Genomic DNA, 16,950 nt, shown 5'->3' with positions numbered 1-16,950 from the left:
TTCCGCGCTGCGATGCCGGCGATCCACATCGAATCTTCAGCATCCCTGGCCATTCCCTCGACGTGCGGAAAGGGCCGACGTTCGGGCGCCGGCCCCTGGTCACGATTGATCAGGCCGCGCGGACCGTATCGAGGAAGCGGCCGACCTGCTGTTTCAAACGGCTGCTTTCGGACGACAACGATTGTGCGGCCGACAGCACCTGCGATGATGCGGTTCCTGTCTCGCTGGCGCCCCGCTGGACGTCGACGATGTTAGACGACACTTCGCGCGTGCCATGCGCCGCCTGCTGAACATTGCGAGCAATCTCCTGCGTCGCGGCTCCCTGCTGCTCGACGGCGGAAGCGATGGTGGAGGCAATCTCCGACATCTGGCCGATGGTGGTCCCGATTTCCTGGATCGCCGACACCGATTCGTCTGTTGCAGTCTGGATGCTGGCGATCTGCGTGCTGATCTCGCCGGTTGCCCTGGCAGTCTGCTCGGCCAGCGCCTTCACTTCGGCCGCCACGACGGCGAAACCACGGCCGGCATCGCCCGCCCGGGCGGCCTCGATGGTCGCGTTGAGCGCCAGCAAATTGGTCTGGCCGGCGATCGTATTGATCAGCTCGACCACCGCCCCGATTCGGCCGGCGGCTCGCGACAATTCACCGACACGGTCGTTCGTCTTCTGTGCCTGGTCCACCGCGGCATGCGCGATGCGCGCGGATTCCTGCACCTGGCGGCTGATCTCGTTAATCGACGAACTCATTTCCTCGGTCGACGACGCCACCGACTGAACATTGGTCGAGGCCTCCTCCGAAGCGGCGGCGACCATGGTGGTGAGTTCCTGCGAGCGCTCGGCGGTCGAGGTTAACATGCCCGCCGATCCTTCGAGTTCGCTGGACGCGGAGGATACGGCTTCGACAATCTCGCCAACGGCAGATTCGAAGTCATCTGCGAGTCGGATCATGTCACGGCGGCGCTGCAACGCAGCCTGCTGATCCTGGGTCAGCTTGGCCTCGGCCTCGACGCGGGCCTTCTCCTCGGCCTTGATCTTGAAGGCCTCGACTGCGCGCGCCATGTCTCCGACCTCGTCCTTACGGCTTAAGCCGGGCAGCACCGCGCTGAAATCGCCATCCGCAAGTCGCTTCATACCGGCGGTGAGGCCCGACAGCGGGCCGATAATGCCACGTGCAATCAGAAAGGCGATGACCAGGCCGAGCACGGTAGAAGCAGTTGCGACAACGATCTGTAATGTCGTGGTGTTCGAAATCCGGTCATTGGTCGCAGCGACCGTCTGCGACTGGGTCTGCTGGACACCGGCTTTCACGACTTCGATCCTGGCAATCGCATTGACGATGATGGGACTGATCGACTTGTTGAAGATCGCATCCGACGCCTGCATGCTGGAAGCGGCCTTTTCGAACAACGACGCATAGCTCTTCAGATTGGTGCGGATGGTGCCGAAAAGAGCGCTGAGCGTCGGCGGCATCTGCATCTTTTCCATCTCGCCGATCTGCTGCTCGGCAATGCGAACGTGATCCTTGAAGGCCTCGATGTGCTTCTCGTCGCGGCTGGAGAAGAATCGCCAGTTGGCGATCTGCACCATCAACGTGTCGGCCTCAAGCTTGGTCGATCCTTGGCCGTACGTTGTGTTTCGCGTGCTGATCGTGAGCTTGCGCAGGCTGGAGGACAACTTATCGCCGGCTTCCTGCAGCACTTCACGCCCGGCGACCACCTGCTTGACGGCCTCGCCTAACGCCTGCCGTTGTTTCGTTACTTCGGCGACATCCTTTGCGATGGATTGATAGGCGGCGCGACGCTCCTCCGAGCGGCTTGCCTTCATCACCGTATCGACGCTCGTCGCCAGACTGACCAAGCGCTTGTCCGCGTCGGCGATCGACGCCTCGTCCTGATCGAAGGAATAGCGGAGGATGGCACCACGCACGGCCTGCAGCTCTGACGCCACTTCGCTGGCGCGGATGGTATTGTTCGACAACTGGGCCATCGCACCGACCCGCGCAGCCACTTCCGTCATCTGCCAGACCGCGAATCCGGAACTCGCCAGTCCGAACAAAACCAGAGCGCCGAAACCACCATAGAGGCGGCCACGGATGCGAAGATTAAGCAGTGACATTGCTGGCATTCCTTACTGGATCGACGAAACGTTAGGCGGCTCTGACAGAGTCGAGGAATCTTTCGACTTCGAGCTTGAGCCTCCCGCTTTCGCTGGACAGCGATTGTGCGGCCGAGAGAACCTGAGACGAGGCCGAACCGGTCGCGGTGGCTCCGCGCTGGACATCGGCGATATTGGCGCTCACCTGCATGGTGCCTTGAGCGGCCTGCTGGACATTGCGCGCGATTTCCTGGGTTGCGGCACCCTGCTCTTCCACCGCGGAGGCGATGGTCGACGCGATCTCGGACATCCGGCCAATGGTGTTGCCGATTTCGGCAATCGCATTCACCGATTCCCGCGTCGCCATCTGGATGCCGGAAATCTGGTGGGAGATTTCGCTGGTCGCGCTGGCCGTCTGCTCGGCAAGCGCCTTTACCTCAGACGCGACAACCGCAAAACCACGCCCGGCGTCACCAGCCCGGGCTGCCTCAATAGTCGCGTTCAGAGCCAGGAGATTGGTCTGGCTGGCAATCGTGTTGATGAGCTCGACCACATCTCCAATGCGCGCCGCGGCTTTCGCCAGCTCGGCAACCCGCTCGTTGGTCCTGCGGGCCTGCTCCACCGCGGAGCCGGCAATCCCGGCGGATTCCTGCACCTGTCGGCTGATCTCGTTGATCGAGGACGACATTTCCTCCGTCGAAGAAGCCACCGCCTGCACGTTGCCGGAAGCTTCGTCGGATGCATTGGCAACGGCGACAGTCAGTTGCTTGGCCTGTTCGGCGGTCGCCGTCAGACTGCCAGCGGATTCCTCCAGCTGCGACGACGCCGAAGAAACGTTATTGACGATGTTGCCGACCGCCCGCTCGAAGCCATCGGCAAGTTCGGCCATTTCATGTCGGCGCGCTGCTGCGGCCTGGCTGTCCTGATCCACCCGCGCCGCGGCTTCATCGCGTGCCTTGCGTTCGGCATTGTCACGGATCACCGAGACGGTCTTGGCGATGTCGCCAATCTCATCGCCGCGCCGCGCACCCGGAATCACGACGTCCAGATCGCCGCCGGCCATCCGGCCCATCGCGGCATTGAGGCGAGTCATGGGCCGGGCAACGCCGAAGAAGCTGAACACCATCGATCCGATCAGCATCGCAACGACGGCGCAACCGAGCGCCAGATTGATCTGGACGGAGCGATCCATGGTCGTTGCAGCCTGGCCGCGGGCTTCGGTCACCGCCATCTTCGCGGAAGCAACCGCCGCCGAGACCAGCTCGCCAGCCGACGCCGCGATCGGCGTCAGTTTCTTGCGAACGATGTCGGTCTTCTGGTCATTGATCTGGATGGCCTCGTCAGTCGCCGCCATGAATTTCCTCATGTCGGCGCTGAGCTGGGTGAGGCCATTCTGCACCAGCTCGCTATCTTCGAGAACACTCGCTCGGGCGAGCGCGTCGTTCAGCACCTTTGCCTTGGTAACGATCAGCCCCTTCTGAACGATTTCGTTCAGCGAGGCGTAACGCCAGGCGGCCGCCTGAACTGCATTGACGGCGCTATCGGCGATCTTGAGCTGATTATCGACATCGGCCCAGCTTTGCGCCTCATTCACCGCGGTGGAGAGGCGCATCTGTTCGAGATGTCTGTTCCAATCGAGCACGGCGACGTTGCGCGTTCGATACAGATCGAGCAACTTCTTCTGCAGAGCTGCGATCTCATCCGCGGCCGTGACGTAAGATGCCGTCAGCGTTTTGATCTTCGCGAAACTGTCCCGATTGTCCTGGCGATGGGCGGCTGCAATACTGCCATCCAGGATACTGTCCTGCGCCGCCTTCGCAGCCTTGATCTCGGCGATGCTCTTGTCCATTTCGGGCGTCGTGATCGCGATCCGGAGACTCAGACTGGCCGTCTGCATGCTGCGCATCAGCGCATCCGCCTCGCGCGCGCCATCAGCAATCTGTTGCTGCACATCGGCCTGGCGATTGGCGTGGGAGATCTCGGTCTCCGTATGAATCTGATTGGCGACCACACCGATCGACAACAGGATGCCAATCAATCCGGCCAGACCCAGTTTGTTGCCGACGCGATTGATCTTTACCATGCCACTCACTTCCCGGAACGGCACGAGCCGGCACGCGCGCAGACCAAGTCTGCACGGCTGAAGGCGGCGTTGCCCAACAGACGATAAACGACGGAGAACTTGAGACAGCAACGAGCACGCGTTGCCGGCGAGGACGATGACCTGAGAGGTCTTGGGATCAGCCGCGAACCGCGCGGGCCCGTTCTCGCGGGTTCAGGAGTACCATCGCATTCCTGACGCAATCGTTAATTGTGGCGCGTGATAGTGTCCACTGCGCTGCACAAATGTCGTGCAGCCAACGATGAAATCGCAAGCTTCAATGCGCGAGGATCTTCGACAGGAATTGTTGGGCGCGGTCGCTGCGCGGATGGCCGAAGAAGTCCTCCTTCTGCGCATCCTCGACGATCTCGCCGGCGTCCATGAAGATGACGCGGTTCGCAACCTTTTTCGCGAAGCCCATTTCATGGGTCACCACCATCATGGTCATGCCTTCGCGGGCGAGTTCGACCATGACGTCGAGCACTTCATTGATCATCTCGGGATCCAGCGCCGAGGTCGGTTCATCGAACAGCATGCAGATCGGGTCCATCACCAGGGCGCGTGCGATAGCGACACGCTGCTGCTGGCCGCCGGAGAGCTGGCCGGGATATTTCTCCGCATGCGCGGTCAGCCCGACGCGCTCCAGCATGGCCATCGCCTTCTTGCGCGCCGCCTCTTCCTTGCGGCCGAGCACGATGGTCTGGCCGAGGCAAAGATTTTCGACGATCTTCAGATGCGGAAACAATTCGAAATGCTGAAACACCATGCCGACGCGCGAACGCAGTTTCGGCAGATCCTTCTTCATCTTGGTGACGTCGAGCCCATCCACCGTGATGGTGCCTTCCTGCACCGGCTCCAGCGCATTCACGGTCTTGATGAGGGTCGATTTACCTGATCCTGACGGACCGCAGACGACGACGACCTCGCCTTTTTCCACCTGCGTCGTGCAGTTCTTCAGCACCTGGAACTGAGGATTGTACCATTTGCTGACGTTATCGATGGTAATCATGGGCATGGGTGCAACCGTACTGACTAGCGGATGATGCTGATGCGCTTTTGCAGGCGCTTCACGAAAAACGATGCGGTAAAGCTGATCGCGAAATAGACCACGGCCGCGAACAGATACATTTCGGTGAGGCGGCCGTCGCGCTGCGCGACCTTGGATGCTGCGCCGAGGAAGTCGGTGATCGACAGCACATAGACTAGCGACGTGTCCTGAAACAGCACGATGGTCTGGGTGAAGATCACCGGCAACATGTTGCGAAACGCCTGCGGCAGTACCACGAAGCGCATCACCTCGCGATAATTGAAGCCGATGGCGTAACCAGCCATCACCTGCCCCCGGGGCACCGATTGGATACCGGCACGCATGATTTCGGAGAAATAGGCGGCTTCAAACAGCGTGAAGGTGATGATCGTGGATGTATAGGCGCCGACCTGTATCGGCTGGTCGGCGCGAATGATCCACTGACCGATATAGGGGCTGAGAAAGTAGAATAGGAAGATCACCAGCACCAACGGGAGCGAGCGCATCAGGTTGACATAGCTTGCGGCGATGCCTGACAGCAGCGCATTGGAAGACAGCCGCATCAACGCGATGATGGTGCCGAGGATCAGACCAAACACCGTGGCGATGGCCGTCAGTGTCAGCGTGAACACCATGCCTTCCTTGAACAGGTAAGGCAGGCTGCGCAGAATGACGTCGAAATCGAAATTGGCAAACATCGTTCACTTCCCCCCGTTGAAGCCGGGGATCGTCAGGCGTTTTTCAATCATGCGCATGGCGATGGTGACGACGGCACTGAGTACGAGATAGATCGCAGCGGCGGCAGTGAATGCTTCAAACACCTGAAACGAGAATTCCTGCATCGAACGCGCCTGGGCCGTGAGTTCGAGCACACCGATGGTCAGCGCCGGCGCGGTATTCTTAATGGTGTTGAGGAACTCGGAGGTCAGCGGCGGAAAGATGATGCGATAGGCAAGCGGCAGCAGGATGTATCGATAGGTCTGCACCGTGGTGAGGCCGATGGCGGTGCCGGCCATGCGCTGACCTTTCGGCAACGCCTGGATGCCCGCGGTCACCTGACCTGCGACGCGCGAAGACATGTAGAAGCCGAGGCCGAGGATCGCTGAATAAAGCGGGCCGTTACGCAGCTGTTTGACCCAGGTGCCGAGTTCCCCCGGCAGCAACTCCGGAACCACGAAGAACCAGATGAACAGCTGGACCAACAGCGGGACATTGCGGAACAGCTCGATATAGGCATTGCCGATGCGGACCGGCCAGCGCGACGGCAGGCTGCGCATGATACCGATCAGAGAGCCCAGGATGAAGGCGATCGCCCAGGCGGAGAGCGCGAGAATGATCGTGATCTTGAGGCCGCTCATCAGGGACGCGAAATAGGTTCCGGTCGCGTCCGGCGTCTGCTCCCAGAAGATACCCCAGTTCCAATTATAGTTCACACGGCGCCCCCGATACGCAATCCGGTCGAATACTATGCAATGGACGGGCCATTGCGTCCCCGCCTGCGGAGAGAAGGTGGCCCGCGCTCGCGGAGCAAGTTCGGGGCGGATGAGGGGACTCTCCGCGGGCTCAGAGCGTGTGGAGAGCCCCCTCACCCACCATTCAAATGCTCTGCATGCGAATGACGATCTCTCCCCGCAAGCGGGGAGAGATTAGGAGTGCAGCTTAGAGGTACGCATCCGGATCTGGCGAATCCGACGGCTTGGCGAATGCCTTAGTCTGCTCCGGCCCCATCGGAACGTTGAGGTTCAAACCCTTCGGCGGGATCTTTTGCATGAACCATTTGTCGTAGAGCTTGGCGCCTTCCGGGCTCTTGTAAAGTTCGGCGGTGGCCGCATCGGCGACCTTCTTGAATGCGTCATCGCCCTTGCGCAGCATGATGCCGTAAGGCTCGGGCTTGGAGAACGCATCCTTGGAAATGACATAGGCGTTCGGATCGCGCGCGCCGGCGGCGAGTGAAGCCAGCAGAATGTCATCCATTACGAAGGCGACGGCACGGTCGGTTTCGACCATCAGGAACGCCTCGGCATGATCCTTGGCCGGCACGATGTTGATGCCGAGATTGCGCGCGGCATTCACTTCGGTGAGCTGCTTGATATTGGTGGTGCCTGAGGTCGAGACCACCGTCTTGCCCTTCAGATCGTCAATCTTCTCGAGCTTGGCGCTCTTCTTGGAGACAAAGCGGCTGGCGGTAAGGAAGTGAGTGTTGGTGAACGACACCTGCTTCTGGCGATCGACATTATTGGTGGTGGAGCCGCATTCGAGATCGACGGTGCCGTTGGCGATGAGCGGAATGCGCGTCGCGGATGTCACCGGATTGAGCTTCACTTCGATCTTGTCGTTCTTCAGCTCTTTCTTCACCGCCTCGACGATCTTGTAACAGATATCCATGGCAAAGCCGACGGGCTTCTGATTGTCATCGAGATAGGAGAACGGCACGGAGGAATCGCGGAAGCCGATGGTGATGGCGCCGGTGTCCTTGATTTTTTTGAGCGTGCCGGTGAGCTCCTGCGCACTGGCAAAGCCTTGGGTCGCGAAAGCGGCCGCAACCACGGTCCCTAGCAGAAAAAGTCGTTTCATAGTCCCTCTCCTCATAACTCCGGTCTCACACCGTCGCCCCCTCCGAGCACACGGGCATGTCCGCCCGTCATGCTTGCACAAACGGGGCCAAACGCAAATGCCCCGCCCGACAAATGACGAATTGGCCGGGGCGCGCGTGGAAGTGATACGTTTAAACGAGAAGATTGGTTCTCGCGCATTCCGCAGAAGACGCAGAACGCTAACAGGCGGATCGTCGCAGGATGACGATCTTGCTACGAAAGTCAGGCCGGCGCTGCGACGCCGATCTTCCGACGCTGTTTTTGCGCCGCGACAGCCTCGCCGAAAGCGAGGAAGAGTGTGCGATTGATCGGATTGGTCTGCGGATCGTATTCGGCATGCCATTGCACCCCGAGAGCGAAGCTTGGCGCGTCTGCAATACGGATCGCTTCAATGGTGCCGTCTTCGGCTATCCCCTCAACCACCACCCTTCGGCCGGGAATCTCGATCCCTTGGCCATGCAATGAATTGACTGAGATGGTCTCACGCTTGAGCAGACTGGCGAAGGTGCCATTGCTGGTCAGGTGGACCTCGTGACGATCGGCGAACACGACAGCCGGATCGGGATGAATCTCGCCATTTTCGAGCCGCGGCATCCGGTGATTCATCCGGCCAGGCAATTCGCGAATTTCAGGATGCAGCGTGCCGCCAAAGGCGACGTTCATTTCCTGCAGCCCGCGACAGATACCGAAGATCGGCACACCACGGGCCACGCAGGCCTCCACCATGGTCAGCGCCACTTCATCCCGCCCGTTGTCATAGGGCTCATGGCGGACACAGGGCTGCACGCCGAAGCGGATGGGATGGACATTGGCGCGGGCACCGGTGAGCAGGATGCCGTCGACGATGTCCAGAACCTCACCGATATCTGTGATATCCGGCGCGCCGGCGAACATTATGGGCAAGGCGCCCGCCACATCGGCCACCGCGCGAAGATTATTTTCTCCGGCCGCCTGGACGGAAAATCTGTTCTCGATGCGATAGGCGTTGCCGATCACGCCAATGACGGGCCGGGACTTGATTGCCATAGCTTCCGGTCGAACACTTTATGACAGTTCAGCTATAGCCGACTCCTGCCACAAAAACGACTGACAAGGGAACAGAACATCCATTCTTCCCTGCATGGGAGAAAAATCGACCTCGGAAGGTCGATTTGGAGGATATTTGAATGACCTGATGGGCAGATGGTGGGCGCGACAGGGATCGAACCTGTGACCCCTTCCATGTCAAGGAAGTGCTCTCCCGCTGAGCTACGCGCCCTAGAACCGGTCGTGACGGGTAATGCGGACCCTATAACGGGTAAGGTCCGGTCAGGCAAGGACGCTGGGGTACCAATCCCGGCCTCTTTTGCAGAATTATTTCAGCACTCAGGCGGCCAGCATCTTGTTCACTTCGCTGACCAATTCGCGCAGATGCACGGGCTTCGCCAGAACCTTGGCGTTCTTTGGCGCCTCGCTGTCCGAATTCAGCGCCACGGCAGCGAAGCCGGTGATGAACATGATCTTGATGTCCGGATCGAGTTCGCTGGCACGACGGGCCAGTTCGATGCCGTCCATTTCCGGCATCACGATATCCGTTAGAAGCATTTCAAAAGGCTCTTCGCGCAGCCTCTGATAGGCTGACATTCCGTTGTCGTGGTGCGACACCTGAAAACCAGCGTTTTCCAGCGCCTTCACCAGGAACCGGCGCATGTCGTTGTCGTCTTCGGCGAGAAGGATCTTGTGCATGGCGTTGAGACGTCGAACCCGAGTGAGGAAAGCTTCCGCCTACTAAGCCCGAGTGTTGGTAAATTTCGGGTGAAGTTTGCGCGGCCGACATGTGGATAAGCGTTTCATTATGGTGCGCCAGATTGCGGTTCAGAGCAACAAAACATGGCTTTTGCTGTCAATGGGGAACCGGATTCCGCTGCGCACCGGTCAGTTCATGCGCCTTGCCGACAATGACACCTCGCAAATCGCTCGTTTTCTGCCAGACTGGCGGCTTGGAAGCACGTGCCTGCAGGACGAAACGCGACGATGACCCAATCTGACGGTGAGCTGTCGCCCCCTTTCGAGATCGTCGAACCCACCGAATGGCGGGCGCCGGTCATTTTCAATTCGCCTCACTCCGGCACGGTCTACCCCGCAGAATTCCTCAACGCCGCGCGAATCGACGTTGCCACCCTGCGCCGTTCCGAAGATTCGTTCATGGACGAATTGATCGGTGGCTTGGCCGACCTCGGCTTTCCCGTGATGCGCGTGCATTTCCCGCGCTCCTATGTGGACGTCAATCGCGAGCCCTACGAACTCGATCCGCGGATGTTCACCGGCCGGCTGCCCAGTTTCGCCAACACGCGCTCCATGCGCGTCGCCGGCGGCCTCGGCACGATTCCTCGGGTGGTCGGCGACGGCCACGAGATCTATCGCGAGCGGCTCAATGTGGATGACGCCCTCAACCGGATCGAAAGCCTCTACAAACCCTATCACCGCGCTCTGCGCCGCCTGGTCAACAAGGCCTATCAGACCTTCGGTACGGCCATTCTGGTCGATTGCCATTCGATGCCGTCCATCGGCATCGCACGCGAGGAGCCGCGCCGGCCCGACGTGGTGATCGGCGACCGCTATGGCACCAGTTGCGCCGGACTGCTCACCGATGTGGTGGAAGACACTTATCATCGGCTTGGCTATTCGATCGGGCGCAACAAACCCTATGCCGGCGGCTTCATCACCGAACATTACGGCAATCCAGCCAGCGGCCTGCACGCGGTCCAGATCGAGCTGAACCGCGCGATCTACATGGACGAACGCAAGCGCGAACGCACAGCCCGCTTCGACCAGATCGCTCACGACTTCACGGTTCTGGCGGATGCCCTGATCGACATTCCGCTCGGCGTGCTCGGACCGTTCCAGACGGCCGCCGAGTAATCCGCAACTGCGCCCCCGGCCATATCCGGGCCCAGGATACGAACGGGTTGCCTGCGACAAATGATGCAGATAGCGCGATAGCGCACGATTTCATCGCAACGATTCACACAACCTTAGATTTCGGACCGCCATTTGATCGCAACGGCTTTGGGCCGTAGCAACATTGGGCAGAGAAAATGACCAGAATGACGAATGTTTTCATGAAGTTCGTGAAGGACGAGAGAGGCGCCACAGCCATCGAATACGGTCTTATCGCCGCCGGCATCGCGCTCGCCATCATCGCCGTCGTTAACGGCCTCGGCACCAACCTGAATACGAAGTTCACCGACCTCAACAGCTCGCTGAAGTAAATCACGCCGCGCTTCCGATCGGCTCCGGCTCTCAGCCAGAGCGATCTGCCCGCCTCAATTCTACGCCCGCTGAGCCAGGCGAATAGCACCGGTCGCAGCAGATGCCAGCAGCTGTCGGCTGAGCTCGCGAAGGATGTGAGGGCATAAACAAGATTGCTGGCCGATTGCCGCGCGTCTTGCAAAACTCCATAGACAAGAAAAAAGGGCCACTTGCGAAAGCAAGCGGCCCAAGTCTAGGGAGGAAACGCCCAAGGAGGGCAGCGATAGCGCAAGGCGCTACCGCACCGCAACAATATGCATTCTCGGGCCGCGAAGTGCAAGGGTTTTCCGGCATTTTCTCATGCAAAAATTGCAAGGCGCTTTGGTCGGTGCAGCATGCTTGTCAAAAATAAATACTGCAAAAACAAACACTTGAAAAAGGTCAGCTGTTTTGACCCATTTTCATAAATGAATAAAAATTCATTCTTATCCGCAAAATTCCAGTTCTTGCGCTCACAAATCCCTTCCGATTGAATTGCGCGGAGTGCGCATAAATACATCTGCGCAGTCTGCGCAGGAGCAAGAGCGGTGGGCAAACAAGCCGGCCTCATATGCAGCCGGATACAAGCCGCTATATAGATTGGCAGCTAGACCACGCTTCTCCGCCGTAGAGGATTCCCATCGTGACGGTCATCGATTTCACTGCCTTCATCGGCCGTCTCGCCACCGCGGCCGGTGAGACCATCTTGCCCTTCTTTCGAACCTCACTGAGCATCGACAACAAGAACACGCGGGATTTCGACCCGGTGACCGAGGCCGATCGCGGCGCCGAGGCGGTGATGCGCCGCCTGATCAAGCAGAGCTTCCCGCAGCATGGCATCGTCGGCGAGGAATTCGGCATCGAGCGCGCGGATGCCGACTATGTTTGGGTGCTCGATCCCATCGACGGCACCAAGTCCTTCATTTCGGGCTTTCCGACCTGGGGCACCCTGATCGCGCTGCTGCATAAGGGCACACCGGTCTATGGCATGATGCACCAGCCCTATATCGGCGAGCGCTTTTCCGGCGACAACGGTTCGGCGCGCTACCAGGGCGCCAATGGCAGCACCCGCAAACTGGCCGTTCGCCGCTGCGAGTCGCTGGAGAAGGCCGTGCTGTTCACCACCAGCCCGCTGCTGATGAACGAGACCGACCGCGCCGTCTTCCAGGGCGTCGAAAAACATGTCCGCCTCACGCGTTATGGCGGCGACTGCTACTCCTATTGCATGCTGGCCGCCGGCCATCTCGACCTCGTCATCGAGACCGAGTTGAAGCCGTATGACATCGCCGCCTTGATCCCCATCGTCACCGGCGCCGGTGGTGTAGTCACCACCTGGGACGGCAAGCCGGCCCAGAACGGTGGCAAGATCATCGCCGCCGGAGACCCGCGCGTGCATGACGCCGCAATGAGGCTGCTGAATGGGTGAGCGAAGCCACACCCCCCTGGTTCGAGACGGCGCTGTCAGCGGCGCAATTGCGCCGCTAGGCCTCCTCACCTCAGCCTGAACGCAACTGCGTTCAGGCGGGAGAGACAGCGTCTGTTGCACTCAGCCTGAGCGACCAGCAGCGCCAAACTGCGGACCGCATTATCAGTCAGGCTCTCAGGATCAGGGCAGAGTGAGCTCAGCCCCTTGCCGCTGCTCGCAGATGCTCCACCAGTTGCTGCGCGGGGCGCGACATCGCCTTCAGATCGCGAAAACAGATCGCCAGCTTGCGATTGGCCCAGACATCGCGGATTCGCACCAGCGTGATCGCCATCGATTTCGCACACCGTCGCGCCGCCACTTCCGGGACGATGGCAATGCCCACATGCGCCGCCGCCATCTGGCACATGGCATCGAAATCGCGCATCTGGGCGCGATATCTCAGCCGCGCACCCAGCCGGGCGGCATATTTGCCGATGTGATTCTGCAGCGCCGTCGCATTGGTGAGCCCGATGAAGTCGCGATCGGCCACCTCGCGAAAATCGATCGATCGGCGAGATGCCAGATCGCTCCGCGGCGCCGTCACGAGCACCAGCCGATCCTCGCTGAAAATGAAGCGGTCCAGCGTGTCTGGCAGCGTATGCTCGGCGGCGAAACCGAGATCGGCGCTGCCCGCGGCGATCGCCTGCGCGATATCGGCGCTTTCCCGCTCCTCGGCTTCAAGGCTGACCTGCGGGTGCTCCCGCAGAAACGCAGCCAGCGCTTTTGGCAGATGCTCGGACAAACCGACGGTGTTTGCGAGCAGGACGATGCTGGCCTTGGCCCCGCTGGCATAGGCTGCCATATCGCTGCGCAAGGCTTCCACGTCATGCAGCACCACACGAGCATGGCCGAGCAGGCTTTCTCCTGCCGCCGTCAGCGTCACACCACGTCGCCCGCGCTTAAGCAGAGCAACGCCGGCGGCTGCTTCGAGGCCCTGAATGCGCGCACTTGCCGAGGCAAGCGCGAGATGAACCGCCGCTGCGCCTCCGGTAATGCTCCGTGCCTCCACCACTGCGGCGAACAGCCTGAGATCGACCAGATCGAAATGCATCATCCGCCTCCCAGCCTTCGGCTGATACGAAGGCATTCTCCATAACCTCCAGATTGTGCCGCTCACGTGGATCGGTCAATGTGTCGCACCATGATCGACAGCTTGCTCATTCTGATCGCCGCCGTATTCGCCCTGGCCGGTTTCGTCAAAGGTGTCATCGGCCTCGGCTTGCCCACGGTTTCGATGGGCCTGCTCGCCACCACCATGACGCCGGTGCAGGCGCTCACCATCGTGATCGTGCCGGCCATCGTCACCAACATCTGGCAGACCTTCGCCGGCCCCTATCTGCGCGATATCATCTACCGGCTATGGCCGCTGCTGCTCACCACCGCGATCGCGATCTGGCTGTGCGGAAGCCTGATGACGGGGCCTTACGCCAAATACGGCGCGATCGTGCTCGGCGTGTTGCTGGTCATCTATGCCGTCGTAACGCTGGTCAAATTCCAGTTCAGGACCGCGCCCAAGGATGAAAAATGGGTCGGTGGCATCGTCGGTGCGATCACCGGCGTCGTCTCGGCTGCGACGGGGGTGCAGGTCATCCCCTCGATGCCGTTCATGCAATCCATCGGCATGGAGAAAAACGAACTCGTCCAGGCGCTCGGTCTCTACTTCACCGTCGCCACGGTGGCCCAGGCCTTTAACCTCACCAGTGCCGGCCTGCTCAATGCGGCAACCGCGGTGCCCGGAATCGTCGCCATGATCACCGCTTTCGCCGGCATGTTTCTCGGCCAGGCAGTGCGTGACCGCATGGCACCGGAGCAATTCCGCCGCTGGTTCCTGATCGCAATGCTGCTGCTCGGCATCTATCTCGCCGTCAGCGCGACACTGGCCGTGATGAAGTAACGCTATCGGGTCTCCAGCAATGCCACGCGAATCCCGAGATAGATGAACACGCTGCCAAGGGCGCGGTTGATCCAGACCAGTCCTTTGCCGGACTGTCGCACACGTCGTGCGGCACGGGCGGCAAACACCGCGACCAACAGACACCAGATGGCGCCGGTGCCGATGAACATCATGCCAAGCGCCATGAAGGCCAGCGCTTTGTGGGACGCATCGGCGTCCACGAATTGCGGAAGGAATGCGAGGAAGAACAGCGCGACCTTTGGATTCAGCGCATTGGTCAAAGCGCCTTGCCAGAACACATGGCCAAGCCGTATCGCCGGCTTCTCGATAGATGAGGCAAGCGGATTCTCCGGCGTCTTCCAACGCAACATCTGAATGCCGCTATAGAGCAGATAGGCAGCGCCAACCCATTTCACGATGGTGAAGGCCGTCGACGATGCCGCGAGCAGCGCCGAGAGCCCGATGGCCGCCGCAAAGACATGGACGAGACATCCCGCGCAAATCCCCAGCGCCGCCGCGACACCGCCACGCCACCCGATCTGCACGCTCCGCCCGACGATGTAAGCCGTATCCGGCCCCGGCGTGATGTTGAGTAGCAGACCAGAAAGGACGAACAGCCAGATATCGTGAATGCCGAACATTGATGATGATCCTTGAACTACACTTCACTTGTCGTCGCCGGCGTCCACTGGATCACCCGTTTTCGCGGGTGATGACAAACATAGCTCACTTAAATAACGGCGTCCCCGGCACGAAGGCATCGAAGGCCGCCCAGAATTGCTGCCGGTAGCGGTCCTGCTCCTGCAAAATCTCGTGCCGCGCACCAGCGATGACGAGATGCGATCCTGCCCGCAGATGATAGGCGAATTCCTCGATGGCTGGCGTCGAAACCACCTGATCATGGCTCGCAGCCAGCATCAGGATCGGCTGGCGGATATCGGCCGGATATCGCGTCGCCCGGAATCCATGCATCGCGCGGATCGCGGTGTCTGCCCAGGCGATCGTCGGCGAACCGATGCCGAGCGCCGGATCTTCCTGCAGGATCGCAGCGTTGCGCGCATAACGCACGGGGTCCGATGTCAGCTTGTTGTCCGGGAAGGAGGTCGTCCCGACCAGTTCGCCGTTGCCGCCCGGAATGTAGTTGCCACCCTGGCCAGTGAACCGCATGACACGCAGCAGCAACCGTGCCGGGAGCGACGTCGCGCGGCCCGGCAGATCGATCATCGGCGCCGACAGCACCATGCGATCGAACCACCGCTTCCCCGCATGGGCCACGCGCAGCATCACCGCGCCCCCCATCGAATGCGCCAGCGCGTAGTAAGGCGGCGGGCAGTCCGGCATGACTACCTGCTGCACAAAGGCTTCGACATCGATTTCGAAGTCCGAGAAGCTGCGCACATAGCCCTTGCGGGCATCGCGCAGTTGCCGCGCCGAATGGCCCTGGCCCCGCCAGTCGATCATCGCGACCGCAAATCCGCGGTCGCGCAGATCGCGCACCGTCTCGAAATACTTTTCAATGAATTCACCGCGGCCGCTGAAGACACAGACCGTACCCTTGTGACCTGCCGGCGGCGCCCATCGCGCGAAGCGCAGCTCGACCCCATCGGGCGTCTTGATTATGCCGGAAGTGGCGCCTTCGGGAACCGGATTGGCAGGGATCGAGACAAGCGTCATGCGGGACCGGCTAGGTAAAAGAGGCGAGTTTTCAAGGTCTTCCTGGATTTCGGCGAGATTCTTTTGGGGCCCCTTGCAGGCCGTAACACCCCTCCCATATCACCTTCATGCAGGCCTCTCTAGGCTGCATGACACGAGAGCCCGGCCCGGTTTGGCGGGCGGGTAACCGAAACAGTCGCTCAATGGAGGACTATCCTATGCGTACCTATGATCTGACCCCGTTCTATCGTTCCACCGTCGGCTTCGATCGCCTGTTCAATCTGCTCGATCAGAGCACCAGCGACAGCGCGCCGGGCTATCCGCCCTACAATATCGAACGTACCGGTGAGAACGAGTATCGTATCAGCGTCGCCGTCTCCGGCTTTGCCCAGAATGAACTTTCCATCGTCGCGAAGGAAAATACGCTGACGATCAAGGGCGAGAAAGCCGCCAACGAGAACGGCAACAAGTCCGAAGTGCTCTATCGCGGCATTGCCGCCCGCGCCTTCGAACGTGCCTTCCAGCTCGCCGACTTCGTGCAGGTCAGGAATGCCTCGCTCGAAAATGGCCTGCTCCATGTGGACCTCGTCCGCGAGATCCCGGAAGCCGCGAAGCCGCGGAGCATCCCGATTTCCACCGGCGCCGTAAGCTCGCCGCAGGTGGTCGATGGCTCGGCCGAGAAAGTCGCCGCGTAAAGGCGACTGTTTAGTGAAGTAAGTAAGTGTAGCTATCCATTGCGAGCGCCCCGGAGCAATCCGGGGCGTTTTTTTGGCGCTCATCGCGAGAGTGCGCAGCGAAGCATAGAGAAAGCCCCGATGCGACCGCATCGAGGCTTCTGTGATTTCGCTCAGTCG

Annotated in this window: 17 protein-coding genes and 1 tRNA gene; 6 read left to right on the top strand and 12 right to left on the bottom strand. The window is 60.4% G+C overall.

What is annotated here, in order from left to right; all coding sequences use genetic code 11:
• Window positions 1–109: 109 nt before the first annotated feature.
• From E0H22_RS05850 to cpdR, 9 genes are all read right to left on the bottom strand, one after another.
• Entirely contained in the window at window positions 110–2,113 is a 2,004-nt protein-coding gene (locus tag E0H22_RS05850; RefSeq protein ID WP_233024707.1) for a HAMP domain-containing methyl-accepting chemotaxis protein, read from the bottom strand.
• Window positions 2,114–2,144: 31 nt separating this feature from the next.
• Entirely contained in the window at window positions 2,145–4,175 is a 2,031-nt protein-coding gene (locus E0H22_RS05845) for a methyl-accepting chemotaxis protein (protein WP_233024706.1), read from the bottom strand.
• A 295-nt stretch (window positions 4,176–4,470) separates the two neighbouring features.
• Window positions 4,471–5,202: an amino acid ABC transporter ATP-binding protein gene (locus tag E0H22_RS05840; protein WP_233026159.1), complete on the bottom strand. Its 732-nt coding sequence runs from the start codon at window positions 5,200–5,202 to the stop codon at window positions 4,471–4,473.
• A 23-nt stretch (window positions 5,203–5,225) separates the two neighbouring features.
• The gene (locus tag E0H22_RS05835) at window positions 5,226–5,918 is read right to left on the bottom strand and encodes an amino acid ABC transporter permease (protein WP_233024705.1); all 693 of its coding nucleotides are present in this window, start codon (window positions 5,916–5,918) and stop codon (window positions 5,226–5,228) included.
• Window positions 5,919–5,921: 3 nt separating this feature from the next.
• Entirely contained in the window at window positions 5,922–6,653 is a 732-nt protein-coding gene (locus E0H22_RS05830) for an amino acid ABC transporter permease (RefSeq protein WP_233024704.1), read from the bottom strand.
• Between the two features lie 226 nt (window positions 6,654–6,879).
• The gene (locus tag E0H22_RS05825; RefSeq protein ID WP_233024703.1) at window positions 6,880–7,794 is read right to left on the bottom strand and encodes an amino acid ABC transporter substrate-binding protein; all 915 of its coding nucleotides are present in this window, start codon (window positions 7,792–7,794) and stop codon (window positions 6,880–6,882) included.
• Window positions 7,795–8,036: 242 nt separating this feature from the next.
• Window positions 8,037–8,840: a gamma-glutamyl-gamma-aminobutyrate hydrolase family protein gene (locus E0H22_RS05820; protein ID WP_233024702.1), complete on the bottom strand. Its 804-nt coding sequence runs from the start codon at window positions 8,838–8,840 to the stop codon at window positions 8,037–8,039.
• Window positions 8,841–8,997: 157 nt separating this feature from the next.
• Window positions 8,998–9,072, bottom strand: a tRNA-Val gene (locus E0H22_RS05815).
• 107 nt (window positions 9,073–9,179) lie between these two features.
• Entirely contained in the window at window positions 9,180–9,539 is a 360-nt protein-coding gene (cpdR, locus tag E0H22_RS05810) for a cell cycle two-component system response regulator CpdR (protein ID WP_092145876.1), read from the bottom strand.
• 109 nt (window positions 9,540–9,648) lie between these two features.
• Between cpdR and E0H22_RS05805 the strand changes: the two genes are divergently transcribed.
• The 4 genes from E0H22_RS05805 (at window position 9,649) to hisN (ending at window position 12,510) form a co-directional block, all read left to right on the top strand.
• Complete coding sequence (locus tag E0H22_RS05805; protein WP_233024701.1) at window positions 9,649–9,831, top strand: hypothetical protein; 183 nt, start codon at window positions 9,649–9,651, stop codon at window positions 9,829–9,831.
• Window positions 9,828–10,715, top strand: a complete 888-nt coding sequence (locus E0H22_RS05800) for an N-formylglutamate amidohydrolase (protein ID WP_233024700.1) — start codon at window positions 9,828–9,830, stop codon at window positions 10,713–10,715. The genes E0H22_RS05805 and E0H22_RS05800 overlap by 4 nt, the downstream gene beginning before the upstream one ends.
• A 185-nt stretch (window positions 10,716–10,900) precedes the next feature.
• A complete protein-coding gene (locus E0H22_RS05795) occupies window positions 10,901–11,065 on the top strand; it encodes a Flp family type IVb pilin (protein ID WP_233024699.1) in 165 nt (54 codons plus the stop codon).
• A 662-nt stretch (window positions 11,066–11,727) separates the two neighbouring features.
• The gene (gene hisN, locus E0H22_RS05790; protein WP_233024698.1) at window positions 11,728–12,510 is read left to right on the top strand and encodes a histidinol-phosphatase; all 783 of its coding nucleotides are present in this window, start codon (window positions 11,728–11,730) and stop codon (window positions 12,508–12,510) included.
• Window positions 12,511–12,706: 196 nt separating this feature from the next.
• Here the strand turns inward: hisN and E0H22_RS05785 are convergent, their stop codons facing one another.
• Window positions 12,707–13,600 carry a LysR family transcriptional regulator gene (locus E0H22_RS05785; protein ID WP_233024697.1) on the bottom strand — a complete coding sequence of 298 codons (894 nt, stop codon included), beginning with the start codon at window positions 13,598–13,600 and terminating at the stop codon, window positions 12,707–12,709.
• 90 nt (window positions 13,601–13,690) lie between these two features.
• Here E0H22_RS05785 and E0H22_RS05780 point away from each other — a divergent pair, with 90 nt between their 5' ends.
• The gene (locus E0H22_RS05780; RefSeq protein ID WP_233024696.1) at window positions 13,691–14,443 is read left to right on the top strand and encodes a sulfite exporter TauE/SafE family protein; all 753 of its coding nucleotides are present in this window, start codon (window positions 13,691–13,693) and stop codon (window positions 14,441–14,443) included.
• 2 nt (window positions 14,444–14,445) lie between these two features.
• On the opposite strand, the gene E0H22_RS05775 is transcribed toward E0H22_RS05780, so the two are convergent.
• Both E0H22_RS05775 and E0H22_RS05770 read right to left on the bottom strand, forming a co-directional pair.
• Entirely contained in the window at window positions 14,446–15,084 is a 639-nt protein-coding gene (locus tag E0H22_RS05775; protein ID WP_233024695.1) for a LysE family translocator, read from the bottom strand.
• A gap of 85 nt (window positions 15,085–15,169) precedes the next feature.
• Window positions 15,170–16,117 (bottom strand): alpha/beta fold hydrolase, encoded by a 948-nt coding sequence (locus E0H22_RS05770; RefSeq protein WP_233024694.1) that lies wholly within the window; start codon window positions 16,115–16,117, stop codon window positions 15,170–15,172.
• A gap of 197 nt (window positions 16,118–16,314) precedes the next feature.
• On the opposite strand from E0H22_RS05770, the gene E0H22_RS05765 reads away from it, so the two are divergent.
• Window positions 16,315–16,791, top strand: a complete 477-nt coding sequence (locus E0H22_RS05765) for an Hsp20 family protein (protein ID WP_233024693.1) — start codon at window positions 16,315–16,317, stop codon at window positions 16,789–16,791.
• The last annotated feature ends 159 nt before the right edge of the window (window positions 16,792–16,950 follow it).

The organism is Rhodopseudomonas boonkerdii, assembly GCF_021184025.1.
Classification (GTDB): Bacteria; Pseudomonadota; Alphaproteobacteria; order Rhizobiales; family Xanthobacteraceae; genus Tardiphaga; species Tardiphaga boonkerdii.
This window is presented reverse-complemented; position numbering and strand designations above follow the sequence as displayed.